The 24,738-nt window shown below is 47.1% G+C and carries 30 protein-coding genes; 4 read left to right on the top strand and 26 right to left on the bottom strand.

What is annotated here, in order from left to right:
* Positions 1–272: 272 nt before the first annotated feature.
* From KD909_RS15530 to KD909_RS03885, 5 genes are all read right to left on the bottom strand, one after another.
* Positions 273–680, bottom strand: a complete 408-nt coding sequence (locus KD909_RS15530) for a hypothetical protein (RefSeq protein ID WP_249199073.1) — start codon at positions 678–680, stop codon at positions 273–275.
* The gene (locus KD909_RS15525) at positions 668–1,333 is read right to left on the bottom strand and encodes a TIGR00341 family protein (protein WP_249199072.1); all 666 of its coding nucleotides are present in this window, start codon (positions 1,331–1,333) and stop codon (positions 668–670) included. The genes KD909_RS15530 and KD909_RS15525 overlap by 13 nt, the downstream gene beginning before the upstream one ends.
* A 134-nt stretch (positions 1,334–1,467) precedes the next feature.
* The gene (locus KD909_RS03895) at positions 1,468–2,361 is read right to left on the bottom strand and encodes an aldo/keto reductase (protein WP_305826684.1); all 894 of its coding nucleotides are present in this window, start codon (positions 2,359–2,361) and stop codon (positions 1,468–1,470) included.
* Positions 2,358–2,861, bottom strand: a complete 504-nt coding sequence (locus KD909_RS03890; RefSeq protein ID WP_074036164.1) for a cupin domain-containing protein — start codon at positions 2,859–2,861, stop codon at positions 2,358–2,360. Before KD909_RS03890 ends, KD909_RS03895 begins: the two co-directional genes overlap by 4 nt.
* An 81-nt stretch (positions 2,862–2,942) precedes the next feature.
* A complete protein-coding gene (locus KD909_RS03885; RefSeq protein WP_211782456.1) occupies positions 2,943–3,269 on the bottom strand; it encodes a winged helix-turn-helix transcriptional regulator in 327 nt (108 codons plus the stop codon).
* Between the two features lie 263 nt (positions 3,270–3,532).
* Between KD909_RS03885 and KD909_RS03880 the strand changes: the two genes are divergently transcribed.
* Positions 3,533–4,735 carry an MFS transporter gene (locus KD909_RS03880; protein ID WP_211782455.1) on the top strand — a complete coding sequence of 401 codons (1,203 nt, stop codon included), beginning with the start codon at positions 3,533–3,535 and terminating at the stop codon, positions 4,733–4,735.
* Positions 4,736–4,745: 10 nt separating this feature from the next.
* On the top strand, positions 4,746–5,693 hold the full coding sequence (locus KD909_RS03875) for a TIGR03571 family LLM class oxidoreductase (RefSeq protein ID WP_211782454.1): 948 nt from the start codon (positions 4,746–4,748) through the stop codon (positions 5,691–5,693).
* 84 nt (positions 5,694–5,777) lie between these two features.
* On the opposite strand, the gene KD909_RS03870 is transcribed toward KD909_RS03875, so the two are convergent.
* The 15 genes from KD909_RS03870 to KD909_RS03800 all read right to left on the bottom strand — a co-directional run bounded on the left by KD909_RS03870 (position 5,778) and on the right by KD909_RS03800 (position 16,109).
* Positions 5,778–6,206 carry a CBS domain-containing protein gene (locus KD909_RS03870; protein WP_012727014.1) on the bottom strand — a complete coding sequence of 143 codons (429 nt, stop codon included), beginning with the start codon at positions 6,204–6,206 and terminating at the stop codon, positions 5,778–5,780.
* A gap of 254 nt (positions 6,207–6,460) precedes the next feature.
* On the bottom strand, positions 6,461–7,264 hold the full coding sequence (locus KD909_RS03865; RefSeq protein ID WP_211782453.1) for an alpha/beta fold hydrolase: 804 nt from the start codon (positions 7,262–7,264) through the stop codon (positions 6,461–6,463).
* Positions 7,265–7,339: 75 nt separating this feature from the next.
* The gene (locus tag KD909_RS03860; protein WP_211782452.1) at positions 7,340–8,452 is read right to left on the bottom strand and encodes a M14 family metallopeptidase; all 1,113 of its coding nucleotides are present in this window, start codon (positions 8,450–8,452) and stop codon (positions 7,340–7,342) included.
* Positions 8,453–8,536: 84 nt separating this feature from the next.
* A complete protein-coding gene (locus tag KD909_RS03855; RefSeq protein ID WP_211782451.1) occupies positions 8,537–8,935 on the bottom strand; it encodes a hypothetical protein in 399 nt (132 codons plus the stop codon).
* Positions 8,936–9,048: 113 nt separating this feature from the next.
* The gene (locus KD909_RS03850) at positions 9,049–9,516 is read right to left on the bottom strand and encodes a flavodoxin family protein (protein ID WP_211782450.1); all 468 of its coding nucleotides are present in this window, start codon (positions 9,514–9,516) and stop codon (positions 9,049–9,051) included.
* Between the two features lie 56 nt (positions 9,517–9,572).
* Positions 9,573–10,013: a hypothetical protein gene (locus KD909_RS03845; RefSeq protein ID WP_012727019.1), complete on the bottom strand. Its 441-nt coding sequence runs from the start codon at positions 10,011–10,013 to the stop codon at positions 9,573–9,575.
* The gene (locus KD909_RS03840; protein WP_012727020.1) at positions 10,010–10,660 is read right to left on the bottom strand and encodes an SIMPL domain-containing protein; all 651 of its coding nucleotides are present in this window, start codon (positions 10,658–10,660) and stop codon (positions 10,010–10,012) included. Before KD909_RS03840 ends, KD909_RS03845 begins: the two co-directional genes overlap by 4 nt.
* 33 nt (positions 10,661–10,693) lie before the next feature.
* Complete coding sequence (locus KD909_RS03835) at positions 10,694–11,437, bottom strand: hypothetical protein (protein WP_012727021.1); 744 nt, start codon at positions 11,435–11,437, stop codon at positions 10,694–10,696.
* Positions 11,434–11,976: an RNA polymerase sigma factor gene (locus KD909_RS03830; protein ID WP_012727022.1), complete on the bottom strand. Its 543-nt coding sequence runs from the start codon at positions 11,974–11,976 to the stop codon at positions 11,434–11,436. Before KD909_RS03830 ends, KD909_RS03835 begins: the two co-directional genes overlap by 4 nt.
* 115 nt (positions 11,977–12,091) lie before the next feature.
* On the bottom strand, positions 12,092–12,262 hold the full coding sequence (locus KD909_RS03825) for a hypothetical protein (RefSeq protein ID WP_211782449.1): 171 nt from the start codon (positions 12,260–12,262) through the stop codon (positions 12,092–12,094).
* Positions 12,263–12,284: 22 nt separating this feature from the next.
* Positions 12,285–12,821, bottom strand: coding sequence for a DUF2812 domain-containing protein (locus tag KD909_RS03820; RefSeq protein WP_168169856.1), 537 nt, complete (start codon positions 12,819–12,821; stop codon positions 12,285–12,287).
* Complete coding sequence (locus KD909_RS03815) at positions 12,818–13,141, bottom strand: PadR family transcriptional regulator (RefSeq protein ID WP_012727025.1); 324 nt, start codon at positions 13,139–13,141, stop codon at positions 12,818–12,820. Before KD909_RS03815 ends, KD909_RS03820 begins: the two co-directional genes overlap by 4 nt.
* Positions 13,142–13,253: 112 nt before the next feature.
* A complete protein-coding gene (locus KD909_RS03810; RefSeq protein ID WP_211782448.1) occupies positions 13,254–14,321 on the bottom strand; it encodes a glycoside hydrolase family 5 protein in 1,068 nt (355 codons plus the stop codon).
* 96 nt (positions 14,322–14,417) lie between these two features.
* Entirely contained in the window at positions 14,418–15,410 is a 993-nt protein-coding gene (locus KD909_RS03805; RefSeq protein ID WP_012727027.1) for a tRNA dihydrouridine synthase, read from the bottom strand.
* Between the two features lie 84 nt (positions 15,411–15,494).
* Entirely contained in the window at positions 15,495–16,109 is a 615-nt protein-coding gene (locus KD909_RS03800) for a TetR/AcrR family transcriptional regulator (protein WP_047795019.1), read from the bottom strand.
* A 201-nt stretch (positions 16,110–16,310) separates the two neighbouring features.
* Between KD909_RS03800 and KD909_RS03795 the strand changes: the two genes are divergently transcribed.
* On the top strand, positions 16,311–17,255 hold the full coding sequence (locus KD909_RS03795; RefSeq protein ID WP_211782447.1) for a DUF5692 family protein: 945 nt from the start codon (positions 16,311–16,313) through the stop codon (positions 17,253–17,255).
* A 103-nt stretch (positions 17,256–17,358) separates the two neighbouring features.
* On the top strand, positions 17,359–17,886 hold the full coding sequence (locus tag KD909_RS03790) for an AAA family ATPase (RefSeq protein ID WP_012727030.1): 528 nt from the start codon (positions 17,359–17,361) through the stop codon (positions 17,884–17,886).
* Here KD909_RS03790 and KD909_RS03785 read toward each other — a convergent pair.
* The 6 genes from KD909_RS03785 to KD909_RS03760 form a co-directional block, all read right to left on the bottom strand.
* Positions 17,878–18,318 carry a hypothetical protein gene (locus KD909_RS03785; RefSeq protein WP_012727031.1) on the bottom strand — a complete coding sequence of 147 codons (441 nt, stop codon included), beginning with the start codon at positions 18,316–18,318 and terminating at the stop codon, positions 17,878–17,880. The genes KD909_RS03790 and KD909_RS03785 overlap by 9 nt on opposite strands.
* Complete coding sequence (locus KD909_RS03780; protein ID WP_211782446.1) at positions 18,290–18,466, bottom strand: hypothetical protein; 177 nt, start codon at positions 18,464–18,466, stop codon at positions 18,290–18,292. Before KD909_RS03780 ends, KD909_RS03785 begins: the two co-directional genes overlap by 29 nt.
* A gap of 135 nt (positions 18,467–18,601) precedes the next feature.
* Complete coding sequence (locus tag KD909_RS03775; protein ID WP_211782445.1) at positions 18,602–20,548, bottom strand: GmrSD restriction endonuclease domain-containing protein; 1,947 nt, start codon at positions 20,546–20,548, stop codon at positions 18,602–18,604.
* A complete protein-coding gene (locus KD909_RS03770) occupies positions 20,545–21,852 on the bottom strand; it encodes a DUF262 domain-containing protein (RefSeq protein ID WP_012727036.1) in 1,308 nt (435 codons plus the stop codon). The genes KD909_RS03775 and KD909_RS03770 overlap by 4 nt, the downstream gene beginning before the upstream one ends.
* Before the next feature lie 455 nt (positions 21,853–22,307).
* On the bottom strand, positions 22,308–23,672 hold the full coding sequence (gene rlmD / locus KD909_RS03765) for a 23S rRNA (uracil(1939)-C(5))-methyltransferase RlmD (protein WP_012727037.1): 1,365 nt from the start codon (positions 23,670–23,672) through the stop codon (positions 22,308–22,310).
* A 55-nt stretch (positions 23,673–23,727) separates the two neighbouring features.
* Entirely contained in the window at positions 23,728–24,726 is a 999-nt protein-coding gene (locus KD909_RS03760; protein WP_012727038.1) for a diacylglycerol kinase, read from the bottom strand.
* Positions 24,727–24,738 lie beyond the last annotated feature (12 nt).

Below are 24,738 nucleotides of genomic sequence, written 5' to 3'. Positions count from 1 at the left end.
GTTTAAATTTGTACAGAGCAAGGACCATACATAAGACTATTGAAATCTCAAAAAATAAAAGTACATTTAGAAACATGAAAACTCCTCCGGTAAACTAGTTTAAGTTAATCGCTTCGTGTATCACGATCATCAATAGTCATGTACGTCTATTTTACTTCAATCATTCTGAGATTCCAGTTACCTTTTAAATGAAAGGGAAATGTGATGATCATCTAGCTCATATAAAGAAATCATTTTCAATCACCAATACATAATTAAAAATAATCGAAATACTAATTCATCTCATTTTGCAGTTCGAACGGCAAGTCCTCTAAATCGATTTGACGGCTGTCGAACAGGTTGAACTGTTGCAGGCGACTTTCGAGATAGTCTTGTAAAATGCGTGCTGCCTGTTCTCCAGATAAACCGTTCAGATCCGGTACTTGTGTCACGGACAATTCAATCGCATGTAGCCCATAGTCCGGCAGGCGCGATTCGATGTCGGCGAGTTCTTCCTCGGTCAACCGTTTCCCCCTCGTCGTCACGAGAAGCAAATCATCATCTTCCTGATAGTCCTGACTGATAATAATGGCGTCTGAAAACTCTTCTTCGATGAAATTGTTGATTCCCGTCCGGACGATGCTGTCTTGAACGAGCGTAGCGGCCGAGAAGATACTTGGGACGACGATTAGGACAGACAAGGCAATGTGAAGTCGATTGATTTTTTATGGTTCGCGTCTTGTTTCGTCAACACTTGCGAGATGCCCATGAACTTGACGCCGATGAACGTCGCAATGGCGATGAACGCACAGTTGATGACGAAGAGATAACTCGACCCGATCAAATAATCGACGTTCCACGTCGCAATCGAATAGCCGACCGTACAGAGCGGGGGCATCAAGGCGGTCGCGATGGCGACACCCGGGACGATGTTGTTACTCATCTTCTTTTGTGCCCCGATGATGCCGGCGGTCCCCCCAGCGAAAGCGATGATGACATCCCAAATCGTCGGTTCGGTCCGGGCAATGATTTCATTACTTGCATAGGTAATTGGCGAGATAGCGAAATAAATGGTCGCGACGGTGAGACTGACCGCGACTTGGACGAGCAACAAACGCACACCCGCTCGAAGGAGTTTCATGTCATAGAGCGACAAGGCGAGCCCGATACTCAGGATAGGCGTCATGAGCGGCGAAATCAACATGGCCCCGATAATGATGGGGATGGAGTTCATATTCAATCCGATTGACGCGATAAAGATGGAGCACATGAGGATAACGGAATCACTCGGGCGTACCTTTAAATTCGAGTACATCTTCTCTTTGAATTCTTCAGCGGTGTACGTTTGTTCCATATAGCGTTCAGCTCCCTTGTCGTATCGATGTCATCTAAACAAGCAAGTCCTTCCTATATTTACCCGCAACCTGTAAAGGACAATCGATTTCCACAAAAGAAAAACTGGACCTTTGTTTGGCCCAGTTCACATCATCAAATGACATCTAGCGGTTGTTTCGTCGTCGGTGGAGGGAACGCCTCATCGAGCGCCGCGAAATCTTCCTCACTCATGTCGAGCAAGAGCGCCGCCGCATTCTCTTCGACATGCTCGGCCTGCCCAGCTTTCGGGATGGCGATGACGTGTCCGCTCCGAATCGTCCAGGCAAGCAAGATTTGTGCGACGGAGGCACTATACGCCTCTGCGATTCGATTGACCGTCTCGTTTTCGAAGACGTCTTTTTTCACGTCACTTCCCTCGGCGAGCGGCGCGTACGCCATGACGGGAATGCCTTGTTCTTCTAGATAAGGAAGCAGGTCATATTCAATGCCTCGACTGCCGAGATGATAGAGCACTTGGTTGACCGCACAGTTGTCCCCATTCGGGAGCGACAGCAATTCTTCCATGTCGTCCACATCGAAGTTCGAGACCCCCCATGCCCGAATCTTTCCGTCCGCTTTGAGCTGTTCCATCCCTTGAATCGTCTCCTCGAGCGGGGCATCGCCTCGCCAATGGAGTAAGTAAAGATCCAGGTAGTCCGTCCCGAGTCGTTCGAGCGACGCATCACATGCGCTGACGAGTTTATCGCCATACGCATTGTATGGATACACTTTCGAGACGAGAAAGATATCTTCGCGTCGGTCTTGGATTGCTTCCCCTACCAACTTCTCAGACTCCCCTTCCCCATACATTTCCGCCGTGTCGATGACATGGAGTCCGCAGTCGATTCCTGTCCGAAGCGCTTCAACCTCGGCATCATGCTTCGATTTGTCTTCCCCCATGCGCCATGTACCTTGTCCGAGTGCGCGCATCTCGCGTCCGTCTTTCAATTTGACGACGTTTTGCTTCAAAGCTGCAAGTAATAAAGAATGTGGTAGTCGTTGATTCATAACGTTTCCTCCTTTGTCCATGCTTCATGTAGTGGACCCGTCGTCCCGAAGACGGGATCAAACTTCGGTTTTTCGACTTGTTCGATTCGCTTTACGTTGTCCGGTCGTTCTTCCGTCTTTCCTGTCAACGTGTCATAGTCACGACCGTCCGGGTATGCCCCGACCACTTGAAAATCTTCGCTCGCCTCGATGCGACGATGTCCCGTTCCCGCCGGTAAGACGAGGACATCACCTAGGCGGACGCGGACGAGGTCACCGTTCGTCCCTCCGAGTTGAAGCGTCGCTTCACCTTGTAATATGCCCAATACTTCATGCGTGTTGCTGTGATAGTGATGATAGTCGAACACCCCGTTCACCCAACTGTTCGTCCATTCATTATGGGCAAACGTCTCTCGCATCCCGCTCGGGTCATCAAAGACGCCACGATAGAGGAGCGCCGGATAATCTGGATGGTTGGGAATGGAGCCGTCATCTGTAAACAAAAAAGTTTTCACGTCCATCCTAATTCCCTCCTTGTCTCTGTCCCTGTACCCGACTTGTCACTACGAAAAACGGTCGTCCGTATTGGACGACCGTGATGGTTATGAAATGACGTCTTCCCCGGTCTGTTCGATATGCCCTTCTCCCCAGGCACACATCGCATCCAAAATCGGTTGGAGCGACCAGCCGTAGTCAGACAGGGAATAGACGACTTTCGGTGGGACTTGTTCATACACCGTGCGGATGATGACACCGTCCGCCTCGAGCTCGCGCAACTGTTGCGTGAGCATTTTTTGCGTGATGTTCGGCATGAGCTTACGCAACTCACTCGTCCGACGCTCTCCTTTGATCAAATGACACATGATGACGACTTTCCATTTACCGCCGATGACGTCAAGTGTCGCTTCGACCGGAATATTATATGGCATATCATTTCCTCCGTTTCTCCCATAGGCACTTTTTGGTGCCTACCGCACTTTAAAGTACGTACTTCTCAAACTATTTTCATGCCCTTATGATAGCAACTGTAGCAAATCTATACAAGTTCATTTCGCTTGTAACATCCTCTTGAGACGGTAAGGTACTTTTTCGACCGTACTGAACAATAGAGAAAAGTGAAATGTCTTTGCTATCCGGAGACGAAGGGCCCTCGTCTTCCACATTATTTTTTATCAACTAGGAGGAACTACTCATGAACCAACCTTATTCACAACCCGTTGAAGAACAGGCACCTAAAAATGGAGGATTGGCGTTACTCGCCCTCGCCATCAGTGCTTTCGGCATCGGGACGACCGAATTCGTCCCAGTCGGACTGCTCGCATCTATCGCAAATGATTTAAACATCGGCATCACACTCGCGGGTCTCATTATCTCGGGATACGCGATCGGCGTCGCCGTCGGTGCACCGATTTTGACGGCACTGACGAACCGGATGAACCGTAAGACGTTACTCATGGCACTCATGGTCGTCTTTATCGGCGGAAACTTGGTCTCGGCCATGTCGACCAGCTTTGAACTGTTGATTGTCGCCCGATTTATCACCGCATTCTCGCATGGTGTCTTCTTCTCAATCGGCGCAACGATTGCCGTACAGCTTGTACCACCGCATAAAAAAGCGAGTGCCATCGCACTCATGTTCACAGGTTTAACCGTCGCGACCGTCACAGGGGTCCCACTCGGTACCTTCATCGGTCAAGCGTTCGGATGGCGTGCCACATTCTTCGCCGTCGCAGCACTCGGTGTCGTTTCAATCATCGCTAGCTTCTTCTTGATCCCGAAAGATTTGAAACAATCACCACCAGCGAAGTTCTCTGATATGAAGAAATTGCTCACGAACGGTCGTCTCATGCTCGGATTCTTGATCACAGCACTCGGTTACGGCGGAACGTTCGTTGCCTTCACGTACTTGACACCAATCATGCAAGACGTGACAAAAATTAGCCCGAGCTTGATCAGCGTCGTCTTACTCGTTTACGGAATCGCGGTCGCCATCGGGAACGCGGTCGGCGGAAAACTCGCCAACGAAAACCCGGCGAAAGCATTGTTCTATATGTTCATCGTTCACGCAGCCGTCATGATTCTCATGTCGTTCATGATTCCGTTCAAAGTGGCAGGTCTGATCGCCATCGTCTTGATGGGACTTCTCGCCTTCATGAACGTGCCTGGACTTCAACTGTATATCGTGCAATTGGCTGAAAAATATGTACCGGCTGCTGTCGATGTCGCATCCGCACTCAACATCGCGGCCTTCAACATCGGGATTGCCCTTGGTGCGACAATCGGTGGACTCGTCGCTGATTCAATTGGACTCGTCCACACACCTTGGGTCGGTGGAATCATGGTCATCATCGCAGTCATCTTGACAGCCATCTCACGTCGTATGGAAGCCAACTAAGGAGGAACTTATGTTCAACAATCATAAAAGCTACAACCGGATGTATCGGGAGGGCGAGCTCACGCTCGGCCTCCACATCCCTTTAGAAAACTTCAAAATGCGTACTCCGACACTCGAACGTCAAGTCGAGCTTTCTCAAAAGGCAGACGACAATGGCTTCACAGCGCTATGGTTACGTGATGTCTTACTCAAAGACCCGAACTTCTTAGACCCGGCTGTCGGTCAGATTTATGACATGCTGATCTACGGGACACATTTACTCGGTCAAACGAAAAACATTGCGCTCGGTACGTCCGCGCTCGTCTTGCCACTCCGTCATCCCCTTCGTTCGGCGAAGGAAGTCGCGACGATCGAAGCGTTGTTCCCCGAACGGTTGATTCTCGGGATTTCGTCAGGCGACCGTCGGGCCGACTTCAAAGGACTCGGAGTCGATCACCCGACACGCGGCGATCAGTTCAAAGAATCGCTTCGCGTCATGGAACAGGCGCTCTATAACAACTACCCAACCATTGACTCGCCTTATGGGGAGGTCGAACAGGCAACGCTTGTTCCGCGTCCGAAGAAACGGATCCCGACGATGATCACTGGATTCGCCCAACAAGACATGGACTGGCTCGGAGCGAATGGAGACGGGTGGATGTATTACCCGCAAGCGCCTTTCGCGCAACAACAAGTGCTCGACGCTTGGCGCGCAAGCGGTGAAGCGCACGGTCGTGCCTTCCGTCCCTTCTCGATGCCGATGCATCTTGACTTGACGCATGACCCAGACGAGCCACCGACGCCGATTCGTCTCGGTTTCCGAATCGGTCGCAATCACTTGATCAAGTTGCTTGAAGCGTATCGTGCCATCGGCGTGAATCATCTCTTCTTCGCCCTCTTCGACGGAGAACGTCCGGCAGAAGACGTCATCGATGAATTAGGAGAATATGTGTTACCCCATTTTCCACCACTTGATTGAGGTTTGCCCTACTCCTATTTTTGAAAACGAAGCGGAAAGAAACATAAAACAAGCCAGAACCGGGAGTCGGTTCTGGCTTGTTACTTATCGGACTTCATTCTCCAGTTGTTTCAACTTTGTCGAGTAATACTCGATGATGTCACGGCGTCGGATGATGCCGATGAAGTATTTGCCGTCATCGACGACCGGCACGAAGTTTTGGTCCGTGATCGCATCGACAAGTTCTTCGATTTGTGCCGTAATCGAAACCGGCTTATAGCGAACGCGTTGCTTAATGTCTTTTAGACGTGTCCGGAGCACTTTTTCATAGTCTTCTTCCCCGCGAAGCTGTTCTGCGAGTGCCCAGAGTAAATCCCCCTCTGTCATCGTCCCGGCGTAAAATCCGTTCTCTGAAACGAGTGGCACAGACGTGAATCGATGATGCTTCATCTTTTCAAGTGCTTGTCGTACCGTTGATTCGGGGTCCAAATATTTGACGTCTTCTTTCGGATATAAAAAGAAAGCGATGTTCATTTAAATCTCTCCTCAATCTGTTAATCCACCCCGCTATTGTACCATGAATGGTAGGACAGGTTGAACTAAATCCATGTTCGAATCTGGTTTCATCCCCCTTTCTCCAAAACAACACAAAAAAACATCGTGATTCTAGTCACAGCGATGTTTCAGTCATTCAAAAAATGGAAGGGAACTCCAATTGATTTATACCCGTTTTCGTTGGTTCTTATCCATATCGACATACAAAAGGCCCCCGATTCGGAGGCCATCGATTATTGAACAAACTGCAACAACGTATCGTTAAATTTCTCTCGTTCATCTAGCACCGTACCGTGTCCGCTCTCTTCAAAGCGCTCGATTCGCGCATTCGGGATGCCTTGCTCCATCTGTTCGGCAAACTCAAAAGGACAAATTTTGTCGTGCACTCCGTGAATAATCAACGTCTCGACATCAATCTTCGGCAGGGCATCGCGTAAATCTTCGTCGCGTAACGCTTGTGCCGAGGCAATCGTCCCATGGCTCGACGCGACGAGTGCGAGATGATGGAACCAGTTTTGCATCGGTTTCGAATGGTCTTTCTCGAAGAAGATGTCTCCGAACCCTTCGAGCATCTTCGGTCGGTCGGCCCGTGTATCGTCAATCAACGCGTCGACTTCGTCCGTTGTCATTCCATATGGATAATCTGCACGCTGTGTGAAGATTGGTGCCGCAGCTCCCGCTAACACTAACTTTTTCAGACCGTCCTCTTTATAGTCGGCTGCGTAACGAACTGCAATCGCCCCACCCATCGAAAAACCGACGAGCGTGAAATCTTTTAAGCCAAGTCCGTAGACGACCATATGCACATCAGACGCCATCGTCTCATAGTCATAACCTGTCGCCGGGGCATCAGATTTCCCGTATCCTCTAAAGTCGATCCCGATGTAGCGATATCCCGCTTCGACAAGCGCATTCTTCTGATACTCGAACATATTGTTGTTTGCCGGCCAGCCGTGCAAGAAGACGATCGGTTCCCCAGACCCGACATCCTCTACGTATAGATTTGTACCGTCATGTGCTGTAATGTATCCCATCATCCAACCTCCACAGTCATTATTTAGCGAAAACACTCACAACCTTATTGTTCCCTATTCCGACTTCGAGAAACCCTCTTATGTGTCGCGCCAGAGCGCTTCACCTCTTAAATAACCTTCAACGGCTTTCGCTCCTTCTCGTAAAACAGCTTCTCGCCAATCCGCGTTTTCCGGATAGAACATCGCCATGAATTCGTTTTGAATCCCGTTACGTGCCTCAGGGTCCTTTGTTCCTTCAAAGTACAGCCGGTTCTCTAAAATAATCGTTAAAAATTCACGGATGGATGCTTTTGTCGACGTCCCAAACGTACCGAATTCAAATAAGGCAGAAACGAGCCCCTTGTCCGGGTATTCCGTATCGCGCACGTAGTAAAAATGATTCGTCGAATCTCCGAGTACCTCGTCCGGGTCATACACGTTGACGTTGTCGAGACCGTACGCTTGTTTTAACTCATCTTCCGTGCGACCGTCCCGTTTGCTGATGACCATCGTCACCTCGTTTGTCGGTCCGAGTGCGGTATGCCAATCGAGATGGACGACTTTTCCATAGCGTTCAAGTAAATCATGTTGAATCCCCTTCAAAAAGATGGCAGACGGTTCGTCTTCATCTCCCCCGTAATACACCCCTTTCGGGAATTGATATTGCCCCATCCCTTTTGCACCACTCATTGCTTTGAAGCCATCAAGCTTAATGCCAGAGCCGAGAAATGAATAGATCTGTTCACGCGCCTCATGATAGTCGTCAATTACTCCGTCTGGTACGAAGAGATGGCGCATCAGCTCATATTCACGGTTCACGTTATACGGAACCGACTCACGATCAATGACGTAATTTCGGTTCAAATCGACATTGTGTTCATTGACCCGTCGAAAGTGTTTCATCCCCCATGGATTGACTGCATGAATAAGACAAATCCCCGTCGTCTCATGACGGACATGCGCGAGTTGTGTCTGAACGAATTGATGGGTCACCGCAGCACCCGCATACCCTTCAATCCCATGTTCCCCAATCGTCATGAGAATCATCGCTTTCCGCTCTCGTTTCGGCTCCCCTAAAATAACGTCGATACTCTCGTCCCCGATTGAGTGTGTCAACAGCTCCGCTTTCGGATAAAATCGTTTCACTTCAGATAGTAAGTTCATGAACTTCTCTCGCGACTCTTCATAAGATGATGAAAAATAATGGCTCATCGCACTCTCCTCCAATCTCTTCTCTCTATCCTTTCCCAACCTGAGGCAATCTAAAAACGCCTCCTTTGTGAGGAAGCGTTTCAGTCAAGGGGTGCGGATTCGTTTCGAATGTTGACGCCGGAACGCCATCATATAAAAGATTGGTCCAATTAAGACTGCACCGAATAACCAATAGAGTCCCGCATTCGCATACAGTCCTTCGAAAGAACGGAACACCCAAGCGAGAATGGTGAAGGCAACCATCAACTCGATGGTCCACAATAGCCCACGACGAACCGCTAGGAAGACCGTGTTCGTTTTTTGAAAGAAGGCTGCGACGAACGCAATCAAGAATGCAGGAAAACTCGAGAGCCACAACATTCGATTCAGCGAACCTTCAGCAAAGTACGAGTTGCCGAGAGATACGGTGATCAGAAAATGCATCAAGAGGACAAGAACGACGACAATCCAACCGATGAATACATCTCGTTCCATTTTTTTCATCACAACCAGCTTCCTCTCTGAAGAGTTGAATACTATATATTTACCCGTTTTTCATTTCTTCTCGTCCGCTTCAAGAAAAAAACGCACTCTGTTCTCAGAATGCGTTCCGTGTATTATTTGACCAACTCCCGCGCCCACGCTTTCGCGCGTTCGAGTTCGCCTTCCTTCAACATCTCCGTCGTCCCATCGACGAGGAACGACTCTTTCTGGACATCCGTCGCCCCTTTTTCAATCATTTCCCCTTCGACTCGATTGACGGCATGACCGAACCAATCAATGATTTTACCAAGTATCGGATTCTGTTTCTCTTTGACGACACTCGTGTCAAAGGCAGCCGTCCGTTTCCCTCGTAACGCATTGTCCGAAATTCCGTCCAAAAATACTTTAATGTCTTCCGTTTCGTATCCCCCATGTGTCGGTGAGCCGATGATGACCAGGTCGACATGTGCCAAGTCGCCTAATCCAATATTCAATACGTGTTCCATACGTGCCTCATGGTCTTTCGATAGCTCTTGCTGCATCGCATGAGCAATCTTTTCAGTATGACCATATAGTGAGTCAAAAATAATCAAGATGTTCATGATAAATCCCCCTTTACCGAACCTTTCTTTATTCCCGTTCCCATTTCCACGTTCGTTCATGCTTCTTTTTGGTACAGCGAACTTCGCTTGAAGAACGACCAACTTATCATGATGATGCCCATCCCGAGCAGCAAATAGCCGAAGAAGGTGATAAAATCACGTGAATGATACGGTGCTTCGAACCGGTACTCCGCTCGCTTCCACTCCGAACCGTCCTCGACCGCAATGACGTCTTCCACAGACTCCCCGACGACTTCACGATACACCGTCCCAATCGGATATCCGTTCGAAGCATTCCCGTAGTAACGTCCCGTCTCATCATTGACCGCTGTCTCCACTTCACCGATCACGTCACCGAGTGCATCCTCCTCGATTGTTGTGTCGAGCACTTCATATGCGTTTCGGTCGAACACGACAAACGTATATGCCCAAGAGAGAGCGGATACGGGCAGCGCAATGGAGAGTGAAACGAGAATCAAGAAAGTCAGTCGCCTCATTTGAGATTCCAAACGAATGTGGCCGAATCACTGACATCAATGTCATCTGGCTCAAGTTCAGGCATTCGTGATTCCGAATAGACGACGTCCTGACTATAGAGGACGTTTGTAGGCGAGAACAGATGAATCTCTCCCCATGTGTAGTCAATTTGAAGCAAGTCTCCGAGTTCAGCGCCTGCTCCTTTCGCAAGAAGCTCTGCTCGTTTCTTCGCATTTTCCGCGGCACTCACCAATAGCTGATCCTCGATCGCATTCGGGTCTTTCATCGTGAAGCGAATGGAGAGTTTCGGATTTGCTCGAGATTGACTGATTTGTTCGATGACGTCCGATAGTTTAGACGTATCTAGCGCAAATTCGAGCTTCGTCTTCTGCTTACAGACGTATCCGACAAAACGCGACCGATAATTCTCATCTCGATCACGATAGCTCTCGTATTCCGTATCAATCGAAAAGTCACTCGTTTTGAGGTCCGTCTTGTCAAACCCTGCGCGCGTGATGGCTTTTTGAAGATGTGACACCGCACTTGCCGCCTCGGTCATCGTATCTTCGTACCGTGGCGCTTTCGAGACGAGATCCATGTGAATCACAATCAAATCCGGTCGAGATGAGACGTTCCCCGTCCCTTTTACGGTAATTTTTCGTTCCATATCCATTTCCCCCTTATCGATTTGAGTTCTCCATTATTCTGAAAATCGCGTCATCATCCAGTCCTCTACTTCATCGAGTGAGTCCACACCTTGTAAGGACGGGTAAGCATCCCGCTCGAACAAGAGTCCGTTCGGAGTATCTAAAAATAGATAACGCTCCCCATCCGGAAAACCGTAATCGGCAATGTCTTTCAATCGGAGCGTGGCATCATTTTGTTCCCAGACAAACTCGTCATCATATGGAATCGGCATGAAAATTCCTTCCATGCCCTGTTTCACGTGCGAGATAACAGATGCATCTGTTGTCTGTCCGGTTTCCTTGATGGCATCAGCACGAACAATCAAATCTCGCCCGATTTGCACATCCCCTCGATACACATTAGATACGTGTATCGTGATAAGTGACTGATATTCGGTCTCCCCATTGAAATCAATCTCGATATGTCGAATGTCCGTGACCGTTCCTCTGACCACGACCGGATTCCATTTCGAAAAGAGTTCATCCTCGGTCATGTCCATCATATTTTCCTCGGAAATATCTGATGTCACTTTTGATTGGTCGACAATGTGAACGGAATTCGCAGTGGAATCCGTAGATAATGGGATGCGTTCGTTCCAGACATTCGATGTGAAGAGCATGAACCCCGCAGCGATCGCAACAAGAAGTCCCCCTCCCCATTTTAGTCGTTGATAAGGTTTTCGCTCTATCATCATCGATTCCTCTATATACCGGTCATCGACTTCACCGAGTAGTCGAAGGATCTGGTCATTTTTCATACACGAACTCCTTCTGCTTCAAGCGCTCGCTGTAACGCATCCCGCGTGCGCTTCAAGGTCATTTTGACATGGCTCTCCCCGAGCTCGTGTGTCGTTGCGATTTCTTGAATCGAGTGTAAATAGAAATAACGTTGCATGAACATCACCCTTGTCAGTCGTGGCAGGTCTGCTAGAAATGCATTCAACAGGTCAATGAGGTCCTCGTCTTTCATTGATTCCGTGAGGACGTGTTCTAGCTCTTCATAGACGAGCGGGACTTCCCCACCGCCACGTTTTTTCGCATGATTCTTCTTATAACGCTGTAGTGCGAGATTTCGCACGATCTTCGTCAAATACGCTCCGAGTCGAAGGGGGCGTGTCGGCGGGATCGACTCCCACGCTTTCATATATAAGTCGTTCAAACACTCTTCTGTATCTTCGCGATTTTGTAGAATATTGTAAGAAACACGGTGACAATAGCTTCCGTATTTCTTCTTCGTCGCGATAATCGCATACTCCGATCGTTCCCAGTACCAATCGATGATGACCTGGTCATCCATCCAGTTACCCCCTTCGTAATAACCCCTCTATACCTATAGATCCCAATCTCATATCATCCGTCACAATCTATCAAAAAAACCTCGTCATCGAGACGAGGAATGTTACCCTGATTCATCACTTCTTCCAAATCGATACGGCAAGTCCGCCAATGTAGCCAATCATCGCCCCGCTCGCAATCCCATATACCAGCTCGATATCGAAGAAGAACGAGAGAATCACACCGAGTGTCGTTCCCGCAATCAATCCGAAACAAATGATACAGTCTTTCCATTCTGGTGAATCCATCTTGCTCCTCCTAACCATGCGCTCAATCTGACGACTTCATCTCTCCAATCGCTTTGAGACCTTTTAGTGTCCTGACTTTCCGAGTATGATGCTGTACCGCATAAGCCAACATCGCGACGACAGCTATGTTCAATAGGACGGTCCACTGCGCATATGGATTGGAAAGATTCGCTATCACCACAACAAAGTTGGCGAGCCCCACTGCGCCATACAGTTGGATGATTCGTTTTTCTCGTTGAATCATCGAATCAAAATCCGAATATAGTTGGAACGGTCCGTCACTCGTTCGTTTTCGCAAGAAAATCCACCGATACGACGTGTCGACCACTTCGATGCCCACTTCATCCAGGAATGCCATATACGCCTTCGACTCGGGATGCGAAGGTAAGTTAGACAATAGTTCGATTCGATACGTGTACGTCCCGGGTTCGACTTGTTTGAACACATATCGCATCAAACGAAAGGATTCGAGTGCCCATCCGCTTTGAGCCATCTCGTTGAGCCATTTCTCTTCCTTCTCATAATCAACAAAGATGCGATAGATCGTTTTCGTCTTCATGTGTCCAACTCCTTCGTCCATTCATGACCGTGTCGCACCAGTTCTTCTAGCCGATTTAATTCCGATCGAAGTGCCTTTCGACCCGCTTCCGTGATCTCATACTCTTTCTTCCGCCCCGTACCTTCGAGCGCCTGAATCCATCCACGCTCTACTAGACTACTGAGGGCGCCGTATAACGTACCTGGGGCGAGTTGAACCCGCCCATCGCTTAATTCTTGAACGAATTGCATCATCCCATACCCATGTCTCGGGACTTGAAGAGACAACAATATATAATAAACCGCCTCGGTTAATGCGCCTGTACTCGACTGTTGTGTCACGTATCCTACTCCTTTATATCGTGTTTCGTTATATCGTCATCCGATATATCAAAAATATCCTATTTTGGTCTATAAATCAATAAAATCCTGTCTGCATCCATCGCAGACAGGATTATGTTTTAAATAATGTAAGGGCAAGATCAGGTTGAAGATCCGATTGCATAAGCGATAATCGGGCATCTGAACGAAACAGTCCCATGACTGTCGACTGAAAGTCCCAATAGGTAAAACCGATGCCCTCTTCATTTAATAATGTGATGAAATCATTCACGTAAGCCAAACCGCCTCGTCCATCTTCAAAACAATGATGAATCAAACCGAACTCGCTGATGAAAATCGGGACCTCATGCATCACTCGTAAATGAAGAAGTGGTTCGAGCTGTCGGGCAAGATAGGATTGATCGCGTGGCATATCGCCTTCCAGTGTAGACTCCAACAGAGAGCGATTCGGATAAACGCCACCCTCTTCATGAACACCAACCCACTCCGCATACTGGTGGGTATACGAAAAAGGATCGTAAAAGTGAAGGTCATACATCACATTCGGATTATCTAACAAAATCCACTCTCTCGATAGGTCGTCGTGTTTCATACCATTCGTACCATAACATGGCGCGACAATGAAAATACGGCGCGAGTCGAGAGCATATAATTCGTCTACAGTCGTCTGTAGTAATTGACGATATGCCTCTCCAGTCCCATCAATCGTAGCAGGAGCATTGAACAAGTCGAACGCTGCAATCGCCTCGTCACGTGTCGTTCCTTTATAACGTGTCAGTAAAGTCCGCCAAATCCAACGAAATCGTTCCTGTTTCGACAGATCGCTCCAAAGAGAATAATCTGGTTCAGGACGATCGTCCATCCAGTCCGCTCCCGGCGGCAAAATGAGGCAAAGAATGACGTACAATCCGTTTGTTTGAGCGAAATCAAGTTGTCGATCTAACCATTCGAGACCGGCTGTTTCCTCTACAAACGGTTCACGTTCGATCAAGCGAGCGTGGAACGTGAGACGAACAACATTCGCTCCCACTTCTCGCATGACACGATATGGCTCATCCGTCGGATACAGTTCCGTGACCACTTGTGTCGGCTCCCAATATAAGGCCGTCAACGTGAAACCACGCAACCGAACAACGTCTCCTGTCGTATTGACCAAATGTCGTCCTTGAACGTGTAGCATCCGTTCTCCCTCCTTTTTATCTCTCTTGTTCTCATTCGTCCCGTAAATGACTTTTCCTGCAAAAAAAGATACGAGTACGCCTCGTATCCAGTAAGCTTATTCAGCAGCCAGCGCTGCCTCTTCTTCATGATATTTCTCGACAAAGGCATCGAGTAACGCTCGTACCTCATCCGTCGATTTCGTTTCCATCAAGTTATGGCGTAGCTCGCTCGCCCCACGGAATCCTTTGACATAAATCTTGAAGAAACGGTGCAAATTCGAAATCGAACGCGGCACGTCTTCTTGGAATTTATCCTGAAGGTCCAGTTGCAGACGCAATAGATCAAGATGTTCTTCCATCGAGTGCTCACGTGGCTCTTTCTCAAACGCGAACGGGTTCTTGAAGATCCCACGACCGATCATGACTCCATCGACCCCGTATTTCTCAACGAGTTCGAGTCCCATTTGACGGTCGAGGATGTCCCCGTTGATCGTGATGAGCGTATCCGGTGCAATCTCGTCACGCAATTTGACGATGTCCGGGATCATCTCCCAGTGCGCGTCGACTTTACTCATCTCGTTTCGCGTGCGCAAGTGAATGGACAAGTTCGCGATGTCTTGTTTCAAGAGATGTGTCAACCAGTCACGCCACTCATCGAGCTTCGCGAAACCGAGACGCGTTTTGACGCTGACCGGGATGCCGCCGGCTTTTGCTGCTTGAATGAGCTCAGCCGCAACTTCAGGACGGAGAATGAGTCCGCTCCCCTTTCCACGTTTCGCGACGTTCGGTACCGGGCAACCCATATTGATATCGAGTCCTTTATAGCCCATCTCGGCCATCCCGATACTCATTTGACGGAAGTATTCCGGATTGTCTCCCCAGATGTGGGCGACCATCGGCTGCTCGTCCTCGGTGAACGTCAAACGGCCACGGAGGCTGCCTTTCCCTTCCGGATGGCAATAGCTATCCGAATTTGCGAATTCTGTGAAGAAGACGTCCGGGCGTCCCGCATGGGCGACGACGTGGCGGAAAACGACATCAGTCACATCTTCCATCGGGGCAAGTATAAAGAATGGACGCGGAAGATCGCGCCAAAAGTTTTCTTTCATCGTAAAATCAGTTCCTTTCATCCATACAGTCCAACAAAATCACTCATCTATTCTATTATGTCCGTCGGATTGTATCAACTGACATTACTCATAATCCGTTTCTTTCGAGCGAATGAGTTGAAAAAAGTGCGGGAATCCTTCGGTCAATAAGTAATGAAGCACACGATTCGTGTATTCCGGTTCAATCGTTCCCGTGCGAAGTAGCGTCTGGAGGACCATCCCGTCAATCCCGGCCATCGTCCATGTGGCGACCGCCCGGGTCATCGGCCCTTGCTCGACTCCATAAGCCCGTACAAAGATAGCTTCAATCCGTGTGATCCAGTCTTCATATTTCTCTTTGAATTTTTGTTCGATCTCCTCATTGCCAATCATCGCTTCGTGGGCGAGATAAAATTGAAGTCGGCTCTCCGCATCTTTTTGAAGGCGCTCCTGCATACCTTCATAGATTTCCTGGATGATCACCGCCGCTTCTTTTTGATCGTCATGGGAAACGGTCTCAATGCGTTTGACTTCTCCAAGTCCCTCGTCCATCACGTCATATAGAATCGCTTCTTTAGACGTGTAGTAATGATAAATCGCACCCGTACTGAATCCGGCCCGCTCCGCAATCCCTCGGAGCGTCGTGCCTTTGATGCCCTGTTCGACGATGATTTCACGCGCGGCTTGTAAAATTTTTAACTTTCCTTCGTTCATCATCATCTCGCACCCTCCTCTGTTTTCATCGCTCATTATACCATAATGATGTGGCGAACTTTCGACACTTCCATGTGAGCTCACGCCTTCTATTGACAGCGTTTACAACACTTTGTTACACTTTTCACATAAACATAACGAACGTTCGGTATGTTTAGTTACTGCATTTATTTCTGATCATCTCATTTTCGAAAGGAGTGTCATGTTATGTTTTTCTTCGAGTCAATTCCTTGGTATAACGTCGTCATGTGGTTCGTCGTTCTTGGGCTGTTGATGGGGTTGAACGAGTTCGTCCGTTGCGGTAAACGGGCCAGTCAACTTATGTTCATGGCGTTACCGATTGCGTTGACCCCAATCTGGTTGTTTGTTGTCGATTCGGAAATCACGTCATGGTTCCATTGGGTGAAGGTGTATTCGGCACTCGCCGGCGCGCTGATCTATATGGTCATCCGCTTCACGAACTACCATAAGAAACATCCTTGGTATTTAGTACTCGTCCCTGCCATTCTTGCCATCAATATCATGGAGGCCGTCATACGGGAGTTTCAAGTCGGCTTCATGGGATTTGATGGGGTCGTCGACGGCATGACTTACATCTCCGGTGGGTGGAACTACGTCAACGCCTTCGCCGGAATTTTGAACATTCTCACGATTTGTGGCTGGTTCGGGATCTTTGCGACGTCCGGTAAGCGAGTCGATATGATTTGGCCGGACCAAACGAAATTGTGGATCATCGCATATGGGATTTGGAACATTTCCTACGTCTATTCGTGTGCACCGGGTAACGCATTTTATTCCGGATTTGCGTTGAACATTGCCGCAACCATTCCTGCCCTCCTTTGGGCGAAAGGAACATGGATGCAAAACCGTGCCCAAACGCTCTCGATTTGGATGATGTGGGTCATGACCTTCCCTTACTTCTTTGCGGTCGGTAGTACGTTCAACGTGAGCGTCTCGTATAATCCCGCAGCAAACTGGACGCTCGCACTCATCAGTCTCGCCCTCAACGTCGTGCTCGCGGTCATGCAGGTATCACGTATTGTGAAACGACGTCTCAACCCGTTGAAAGACGAGCTGTGGACCGATACCGAAGAATACAAACGAGTCGATGCGTTACGAGAAACAGAATCACCTAATCCTAAGACAGCATGACAACACCCCATAGTAGATGGAATTCGAATTCCGCTACTATGGGGTATTTTTTGTAGGACTCCATTGTAGTCATAGAGAATATAAACACGAAAGGATGATGACAATGATTTTGTGGATTAACGGCGCATTCGGTTCTGGCAAGACAACCTGTGCCAAGATACTTGAGAAAAAGTTGCCAAACGCGTTTCTCTATGACCCGGAGCAGGTCGGCTTTTTCATTCGGGACCAATTGCCGAAAAGTCTTCAACAGCCCGATTTTCAGCACCATCCGGAATGGAGGGAGTTCAACTATCGAATGCTGTCGAAGATTGCCACGTCCTTCGATGGGGTCATCATCGTTCCCATGACACTGGTGGACGCAACGTATGTAGATGAAATCATAGGTCGACTTCAGCGGGACGGGATCGACGTACGTCACCTCATCCTTGAAGCGAATCGACAGACGCTCGTGAAACGATTGAATAAACGTTTCGAATGGTTCAACTCTTGGGGGAAAGCGCAGATTGATCGCTGCCAGTCCGCATTCGAATCTGACATCCGTGCAGAAAAAATTATAACGGACCATCGATCAAAACAGGATGTTGCGCAAGCGGTCGCCGATCGCGTCGGTCTCACACTTTCCTCAAAATGATTCAGATTGATACATCGCTTCGACCGGCTCGTCTTCCCATCGAATGACGAGCTCACTTACATGAGATAGACTCAGCTCCACTGCTTCACACGTCGTATCCGTCAACCACATGCAGCGGAACAACAGTTGCCGATATCCGTACAGTTCATCGACGATTTCGAAGCGCCCCATTTGAACGAACTGGCTCAATTGTTCGATTGGACACACCGAATAAGTGGATTCACCAAAACGGACGAGCGACGAAGTATCCCAGTCCACGTTCGAGATGGTCACGGTGGCACGACCCGTCCATACCGCTTCCTTTTTGAACAAGTCACGGATCCCATCCATAAAGACGAGACGGATTGTCGAACCCGTCACAGTCGCTTCTGTGATGACCGCATCATGCAGGGAAAGCGGGACGTTACGAGTTCGAATCGTATATTGCTTCATTCAATCCCTCCTTTTTTTGAAACACATAATGCTCAACTGCTTTTAAATAACTCGGTCCCTTCATCGTCTTCTTCACTTCGGCTACATCCACGTCTTTCCCTTTCGGCTGTTTGCAAAAAAAGCCCTCGATTGAGTCAATCGAAGGCATGATACATTCATCTTATTCTACTTTTTCCAACCAAGCCACCGTCTCGACGTACATGATTGGTTTTACATTATAAAAAATGACAAAAGACTTTCATCCTTACATCTTGCACTGTAAACTATTTTTCCAGCAAAAAACTCAATAGATGTATTCGCTCAGCAGTTGCAACATATCGTTTTCCATTTCTAAAATTTCATTACGTTTCGTTTCATTCCAAACACCAAATTTTTTGCTGCTCACTGCCATCATTTGTAACTTCAGACTTTGAGTAGAAAAAATATTTCGCCAATTCTCTAGTTTGGCAAGTGGATCAAGATTACCGAATGAAGAGTTCTGACTAGCCACGATCAAACATAGATTCCCGAAGCAGTGTAGCAAATCATCAGACATTTTCGATTTCCCTTCGGTCACGTTTGGATTTTGCGGATACCAATGCTCAATTGAACGTCTGTATGTAAAGTGGAAATCATCAAACTTGATGGTAGTATAGTCTAGTTTCAACTTTTCTCTGTTTTTCCATAACACATAGTCGGTTAAGTTGAAAGCATATACAGGCACAAAATGATCGTATCTTAAACTGTGAGCATCAAGTTCGCTATCGTTACATATTCTTTCTTTTGCAAATTTCTTAGACATTGACTCTAAAAAGGCAACGAATTTTTTACCGAAGTCAGCCTCATTTAGCTCGTCTGTATGTTCGAATAAAAATTTGAGCGTTGAATATAACCATTTAGTATCTTTATAAGCTGTAAATGTGACCGCAAACATTGATTGCAACATCAATATTTCGTGATTATTGGTCGAAAAAGAATTTTTATCAAATCGCGTTTGAACATATAAATGCCCTCTCGCTTTTTCGTTCTTGTCTTCGCGATAGGATTTTTGTAGAAACCATTCTCCCTCTTTGCGCCTATTGGTCGTTTCAAGAGAATTCCGGATGATCAAATTATCAAAAATAAATTTCGCTTTCAGTAAATTTTCCCCGAATCTCAGTATCCATCGACTATCTCTTGAAGATACTTTAAAAGCTGATTTCAATTTTTTATCATCCAAGTGGATTGAGTCCTCTTCTACATGATCAGTCAAATACAAAACATAATAAAGAAATGTATTGAAATTCACAATACATCGATATTTATTGGAATTCTCGTTACCTGTAGATTGAACATCTGCATCAGCACCATTCATAGACGTTTCGTCAATGGCGCTAATGAGCGATTTTTTATTTTCCTTGTTAACGACCATGTTCGAATAGATATTTTTAAGATTATATCCATACCTCCAAGAATTCTTTCCTGGTTCATATTCACTCCACTCGCAATTAAATACTTTTTCTCGTTCTTTGTCAGCATCTGATCCCTTTGTTTTTTTATTGAAGAACTGAATACAAGGGGTTTCGAATTCGGAACAAGCATCCCAAATTTTAGCGAATTTTTGAACTTTGGCAAATGCGACTCCTTCTGCAACAAGTCGTTGCATTAGCTCAGCTTTTATAATTTCATGATATTCCAATTGTTCACCGCGTGAATTGAATCGTTCGAAATATAGTTTAACATCTAAGTTTTCAGGCATCTCACTAATAAAAATTTTCACATTTCGGAAAAGGTATCGATAGAATGTTTCAATTGAAATGTTTCGATAGTCATTAGAACCTATATGTTCTTTCAGAGCACTCACTGTTTCATTATAACCACGTCGTAATTCATTGCCTGACGTTTCTTCAGTTATGCTCTCGTTTAAAAATAAACTTTTTAACGTATCATTGGATCTTTTTCGTGCTGAAAAGCACAAATTGATTTTTTTAACGAACTCTGTGGAAGGAGCATATTCATTTTGAATCGCAAGAGCAATCAGGAGTATAGAAGTAAATCGCTGTTGCCCATCGATGATCGAGTATTCGTCCCCATCCTTACTTACGACGAGAGTGCCTATAAAATACTCGGAACGACCTTCTTTGATCGAATCGAGTACATCTATTATCAGTTGTGTGATTTCTACGTCAGTCCACGCAAAATTTCGTTGATACAGTGGGACTGAATAGCTATTATCATTCAGTAAATCAAATATAGATAGAGGATTGTTCACCTTTTCGTCTCCTGATTAAGCTTATTTGCAATGTCTGAAGCAGTTAGATTGCCAAGTAAATCAGTATTAATTCGTGCAACAAATTCGCGTGGAGTAGCCGAAACCGCTAATTCTTGAAACAGCTTCTGACTTTTTTTCTTTTGGAATGTCCCACTCGCTGCATAATTTGCGAGTGTGGTATCGTATATTGCTTTTGCAGCAGTTCTTGGATAAAACGCCCAGACGAAAATCTTCTCACACGTTTCTCGGTCGAGTGCCTCCACTCCAAAACGATCTACAAATGTTGCGAGTAGGTTAGTGAATAAATTGATGTTTCTGGAATATTTGCTTTTCTTACTGTTCACTATCTCTTGGAGTTCATCTGAAAGAAAGCCGTCTATTATACTGTCCTCATAGAAATTATTTTTGAAAAGTTCATATGAGAATTCGATAAAATCAAAGAAGGCATTCCCATTAATTATTGGCATACAAATCGAATTAGGGAATCCAATTTCGTGTTTACGTAATTCTTCGTATAACCGCAAGTAGGGATATGACGCATTTTGAAGGTCAACACCCTTGAAATCATCAATAAATCGCTCAGTGAATTTTAATTCATTGCCATACTTTTTTCGAGACAATCCTGAATCACCGTTTACCCAACGTCTTATTCTAAATAAATGCTTGTCAAATAAATCGCGAAGATTAAATTCTTTGTCGTTAACAAATTCTTCCCATTTTTCGATGGTGCGTTCTGTCGGATCTTTAATTGATCGTAAATGATAGGCTTTCAACAAATCGTGAGGTTCTAAGGCCTTGCCACGGTTATTTTGGGAATCGAACAGTTGAAAAGCTTCTGTTAAACCTTCTGATGGCATCTCGATGACGGAAACTTTGCAATGATTCATCATAAAGTTGCTGATGACGTCGACCTCTTCTTTCGAAATTAATCCACAAAGAATACGCCATTCATCATAGTTTTCTTTTGCGTGAAGCTGTGAGGCGCCTATGTAATTTGCGTTTAGTAAGTTGCTAGCACCGTCAGGCAGATTGTCTTTTGCGGCAAAATACAGAAATAATGAAATTGAAATCAAACGTTGCTGTCCATCCACGATATCTATATTTTCACTGTCTTTATGATGCAAAATGATTGAGCCGATTCGATACTCACTCACGTTCTTATCAATAGCTTCTCGTATATCATAAAAAAGGTTGCGAATATGCCTACGTTCCCATTTATATGGTCGCTGATACTCTGGGATTTTAAGATGTCCATTTTGCAGGACTTCTACTATTGATTGCACTGAAAAGATAATTTTACTCATCGTTTGTCTCCATGTAGATTCAATTTTTTTGATAAACGTTCATTCATTGTTTACTACTTTAAACGCATCAATCATTACGTACTTCTGTCCCTTTATCGTATATTATGTAGAAAATCATTCCATTCTTTATTATCGACAAGTTATACAGAATGATGCTCTAGAAAGAAAATATTATTTGACACGCATCTATGATAGGTAATGTTTGGTGGCATTCTATATCCATTTTTTTGATTCTTCGCTCATTTGTTTACCCCTTTAAATAATGCACATATTATGTTCAACTTGTTAACTCACCAGCATAAACCTCAACTCTTTTTCCCAAGTAGTGATGTCCTTACCTTGCAGTAAGAAGTCTTCTGAATATATTTCCGATGAATAAATAAAAAGAGGTTTTTAAAGTCTTGAGTCCATCCCAAAACCTTAAAAACCCCTTATCTACCATGTACTTTTCAAGCTTACTTTTCAATTTTCTCCAACCACGCCACCGTTTCCACATGCGCCGTATGCGGGAACATGTCGACCGGAGTCACTTCCATCAAGCGATAGCCATGGTCGGCGAGGTAACGCATATCACGCGCTTGTGTCGCAACATTACACGAGACGTATACGATTCGCTTCGGTCCCATCTCGACCATCGTCTCAAGGAACGATTCGGCACAGCCTTTACGTGGTGGGTCGACGACGATGACGTCCGGGTTCACGCCATCTTTCTTCCACTGTGGGAGCACATCTTCCGCTGCACCACATGCGTACGTCACATTGTCGATCTCATTGACGAGCGCATTCTGTTTCGCATCCTCGATTGCTTCTGGAACGACTTCAACACCATACACGTGCGCCGCTTTCCGGGCGAGGAAAAGGCTGATCGTCCCGATACCGCAATAGGCATCGACGACTTGTTCCGTACCTGACAGTTGTGCGTACTCTAACGCCTTCCCGTACAGCTTCTCCGTTTGAACCGGGTTGACTTGGAAGAACGAGTGCGGAGAAATCGTGAACGTGAGTCCTGCGATTTTATCCTCAATTGTCTCGTGGCCGTAGAGCAACTTGTTCGTCGCCCCGAGGATGACGTTCGTCTTGTCCGGGTTGACGTTTTGCATGATCGACGTCACGTCCGGAAGACGTTCGACGATATCGGCGACGATCTCATTCACGCCTTTTAGTTTCGTCGTCTTCGTGATCAGGACGATCATCAGTTCACCCGAATGGTACCCGTAACGGGCCATGACGTGACGGATAACTCCACGTCCTGTCTTCTCGTCATACGCCGGTACGCCACGTGCGTCCAACACATCACGGACGACTTGGATCGCCTTGTCATTACGCTCATCTTGAATCAGACATTCGCTCATCTCGACGATATCATGCGAACGAGGACGATAAAAGCCTGAGACGAGACGGTCCCCTTCTTGTTTGAACGGGACTTGTGCCTTGTTGCGGTAGCGCCAAGGTTCTGGCATCCCAATCGTGTCATGGACCGGCACGTCGAACTGACCGAGACGCTTGAGCGCGTCGACGACGCGTTCTCGTTTTTGGCGAAGTTGCCCTTCATAACTGAAGTGTTGCAGCTGACAGCCGCCACATTGATAAAAGATCGGGCACGGTGGCTCGACCCGGTCCGCGCTCGCTTCTTTCACGTTCAACAATCGGGCGAACCCGTACTGCTTGTTCGTCTTCGTCACGACGATTTCGACCGTCTCTCCCGGCAACGCGTTCGGCACGAACAACGTATAGCCGTCAACACGTGCCACACCCGCCCCTTCATGGGTCAGGTCGTGGACGTGGACATCGAGACGATCATTCTTTTTCACTGGTAGCATACGAATGCTCCTTCCATTACAAATAGGAATGACTGATGTCGTCATTCCTATCTTTTCACTCTGCTTTATCGAGCGAAACATTGAACAATTGCTTGATCATCTGTTCGCGTTCATATTGTGCATTCAAATCTTCCATCTCGCGGATTCGAGCGTTCGGTGCGAGCACCGTCAAGTGACGGAACAAGTTCCGCATCTCACCTGTACACTCCCCGCCATACTCGCCGTCGATGTTGAGACTCATCGGCTCGGTCGTCTTCATCCGGACGCGGCTCGTCTTCACGTGCTCGACGAGTGAGCTGGATAAGTGCTCACCCCGGAGGAGAAGGCGGACGACGTGGATGAATTCGAACAAGTTACATTTCCGCAAAATGAACAGGTCGAACAACCCGTCATTCAACGACGCGTGTGGTGAGATTTTTTCAAATCCACCGACCGAGTTCGAGTTCGATGTGAGGAAGACCATGACCTCGCCTTGGAACGTTCCTTCATCGTGCTCAAGTTCGATGTACGTCGGTTTGATGAGTGGCAGTTTCTCCATTCCTTTTACGTAATAGGCGAGCTGTCCGAGTGCCGTCTTCAACTTCGATGGCACTTCATACGAGAGCTCGGTCATGATACCACCGCCGGCGATATTGATGAAATAGTGGATGTCACCTTTCTCGCCTTCGATCTCCCCGAGGTCGACCGGCATCTCGAACCCGTCACAGATGACGTCGAGTGCACCGACGACGCTCAGTGGAATCCGCATCGCCCGGGCGAAGTCGTTTGTCGTCCCGACCGGAATGAGTCCGATTGTCGGACGATTCTCAAGCGGTGCGAGCCCAGAGATGACTTCGTTCAATGTCCCGTCTCCACCTGCGGCGATGATGAGGTCGAACTCGGCCGCTGAGGCCCGTTTTGCTTCGAGCGTGGCATCACCAATCGCTTTCGTCGCATACGTCGACGTCTCATAACCCGCATCCTCGAGGCGGTTCAAAATGTACGGGAGTTCCCGTTTGATCACTTCTTTACCAGATGTCGGGTTATAAATGACCCGCGCACGTTTCCGTTGCATATTGATTCTCTC

This window comes from Exiguobacterium sp. PFWT01 (genome assembly GCF_018255795.1).
In the GTDB taxonomy this organism is placed as follows: Bacteria; Bacillota; Bacilli; order Exiguobacteriales; family Exiguobacteriaceae; genus Exiguobacterium.
Note: the sequence above shows the minus strand (reverse complement) of the source record. Positions and strands in the feature narration are given on the sequence as shown.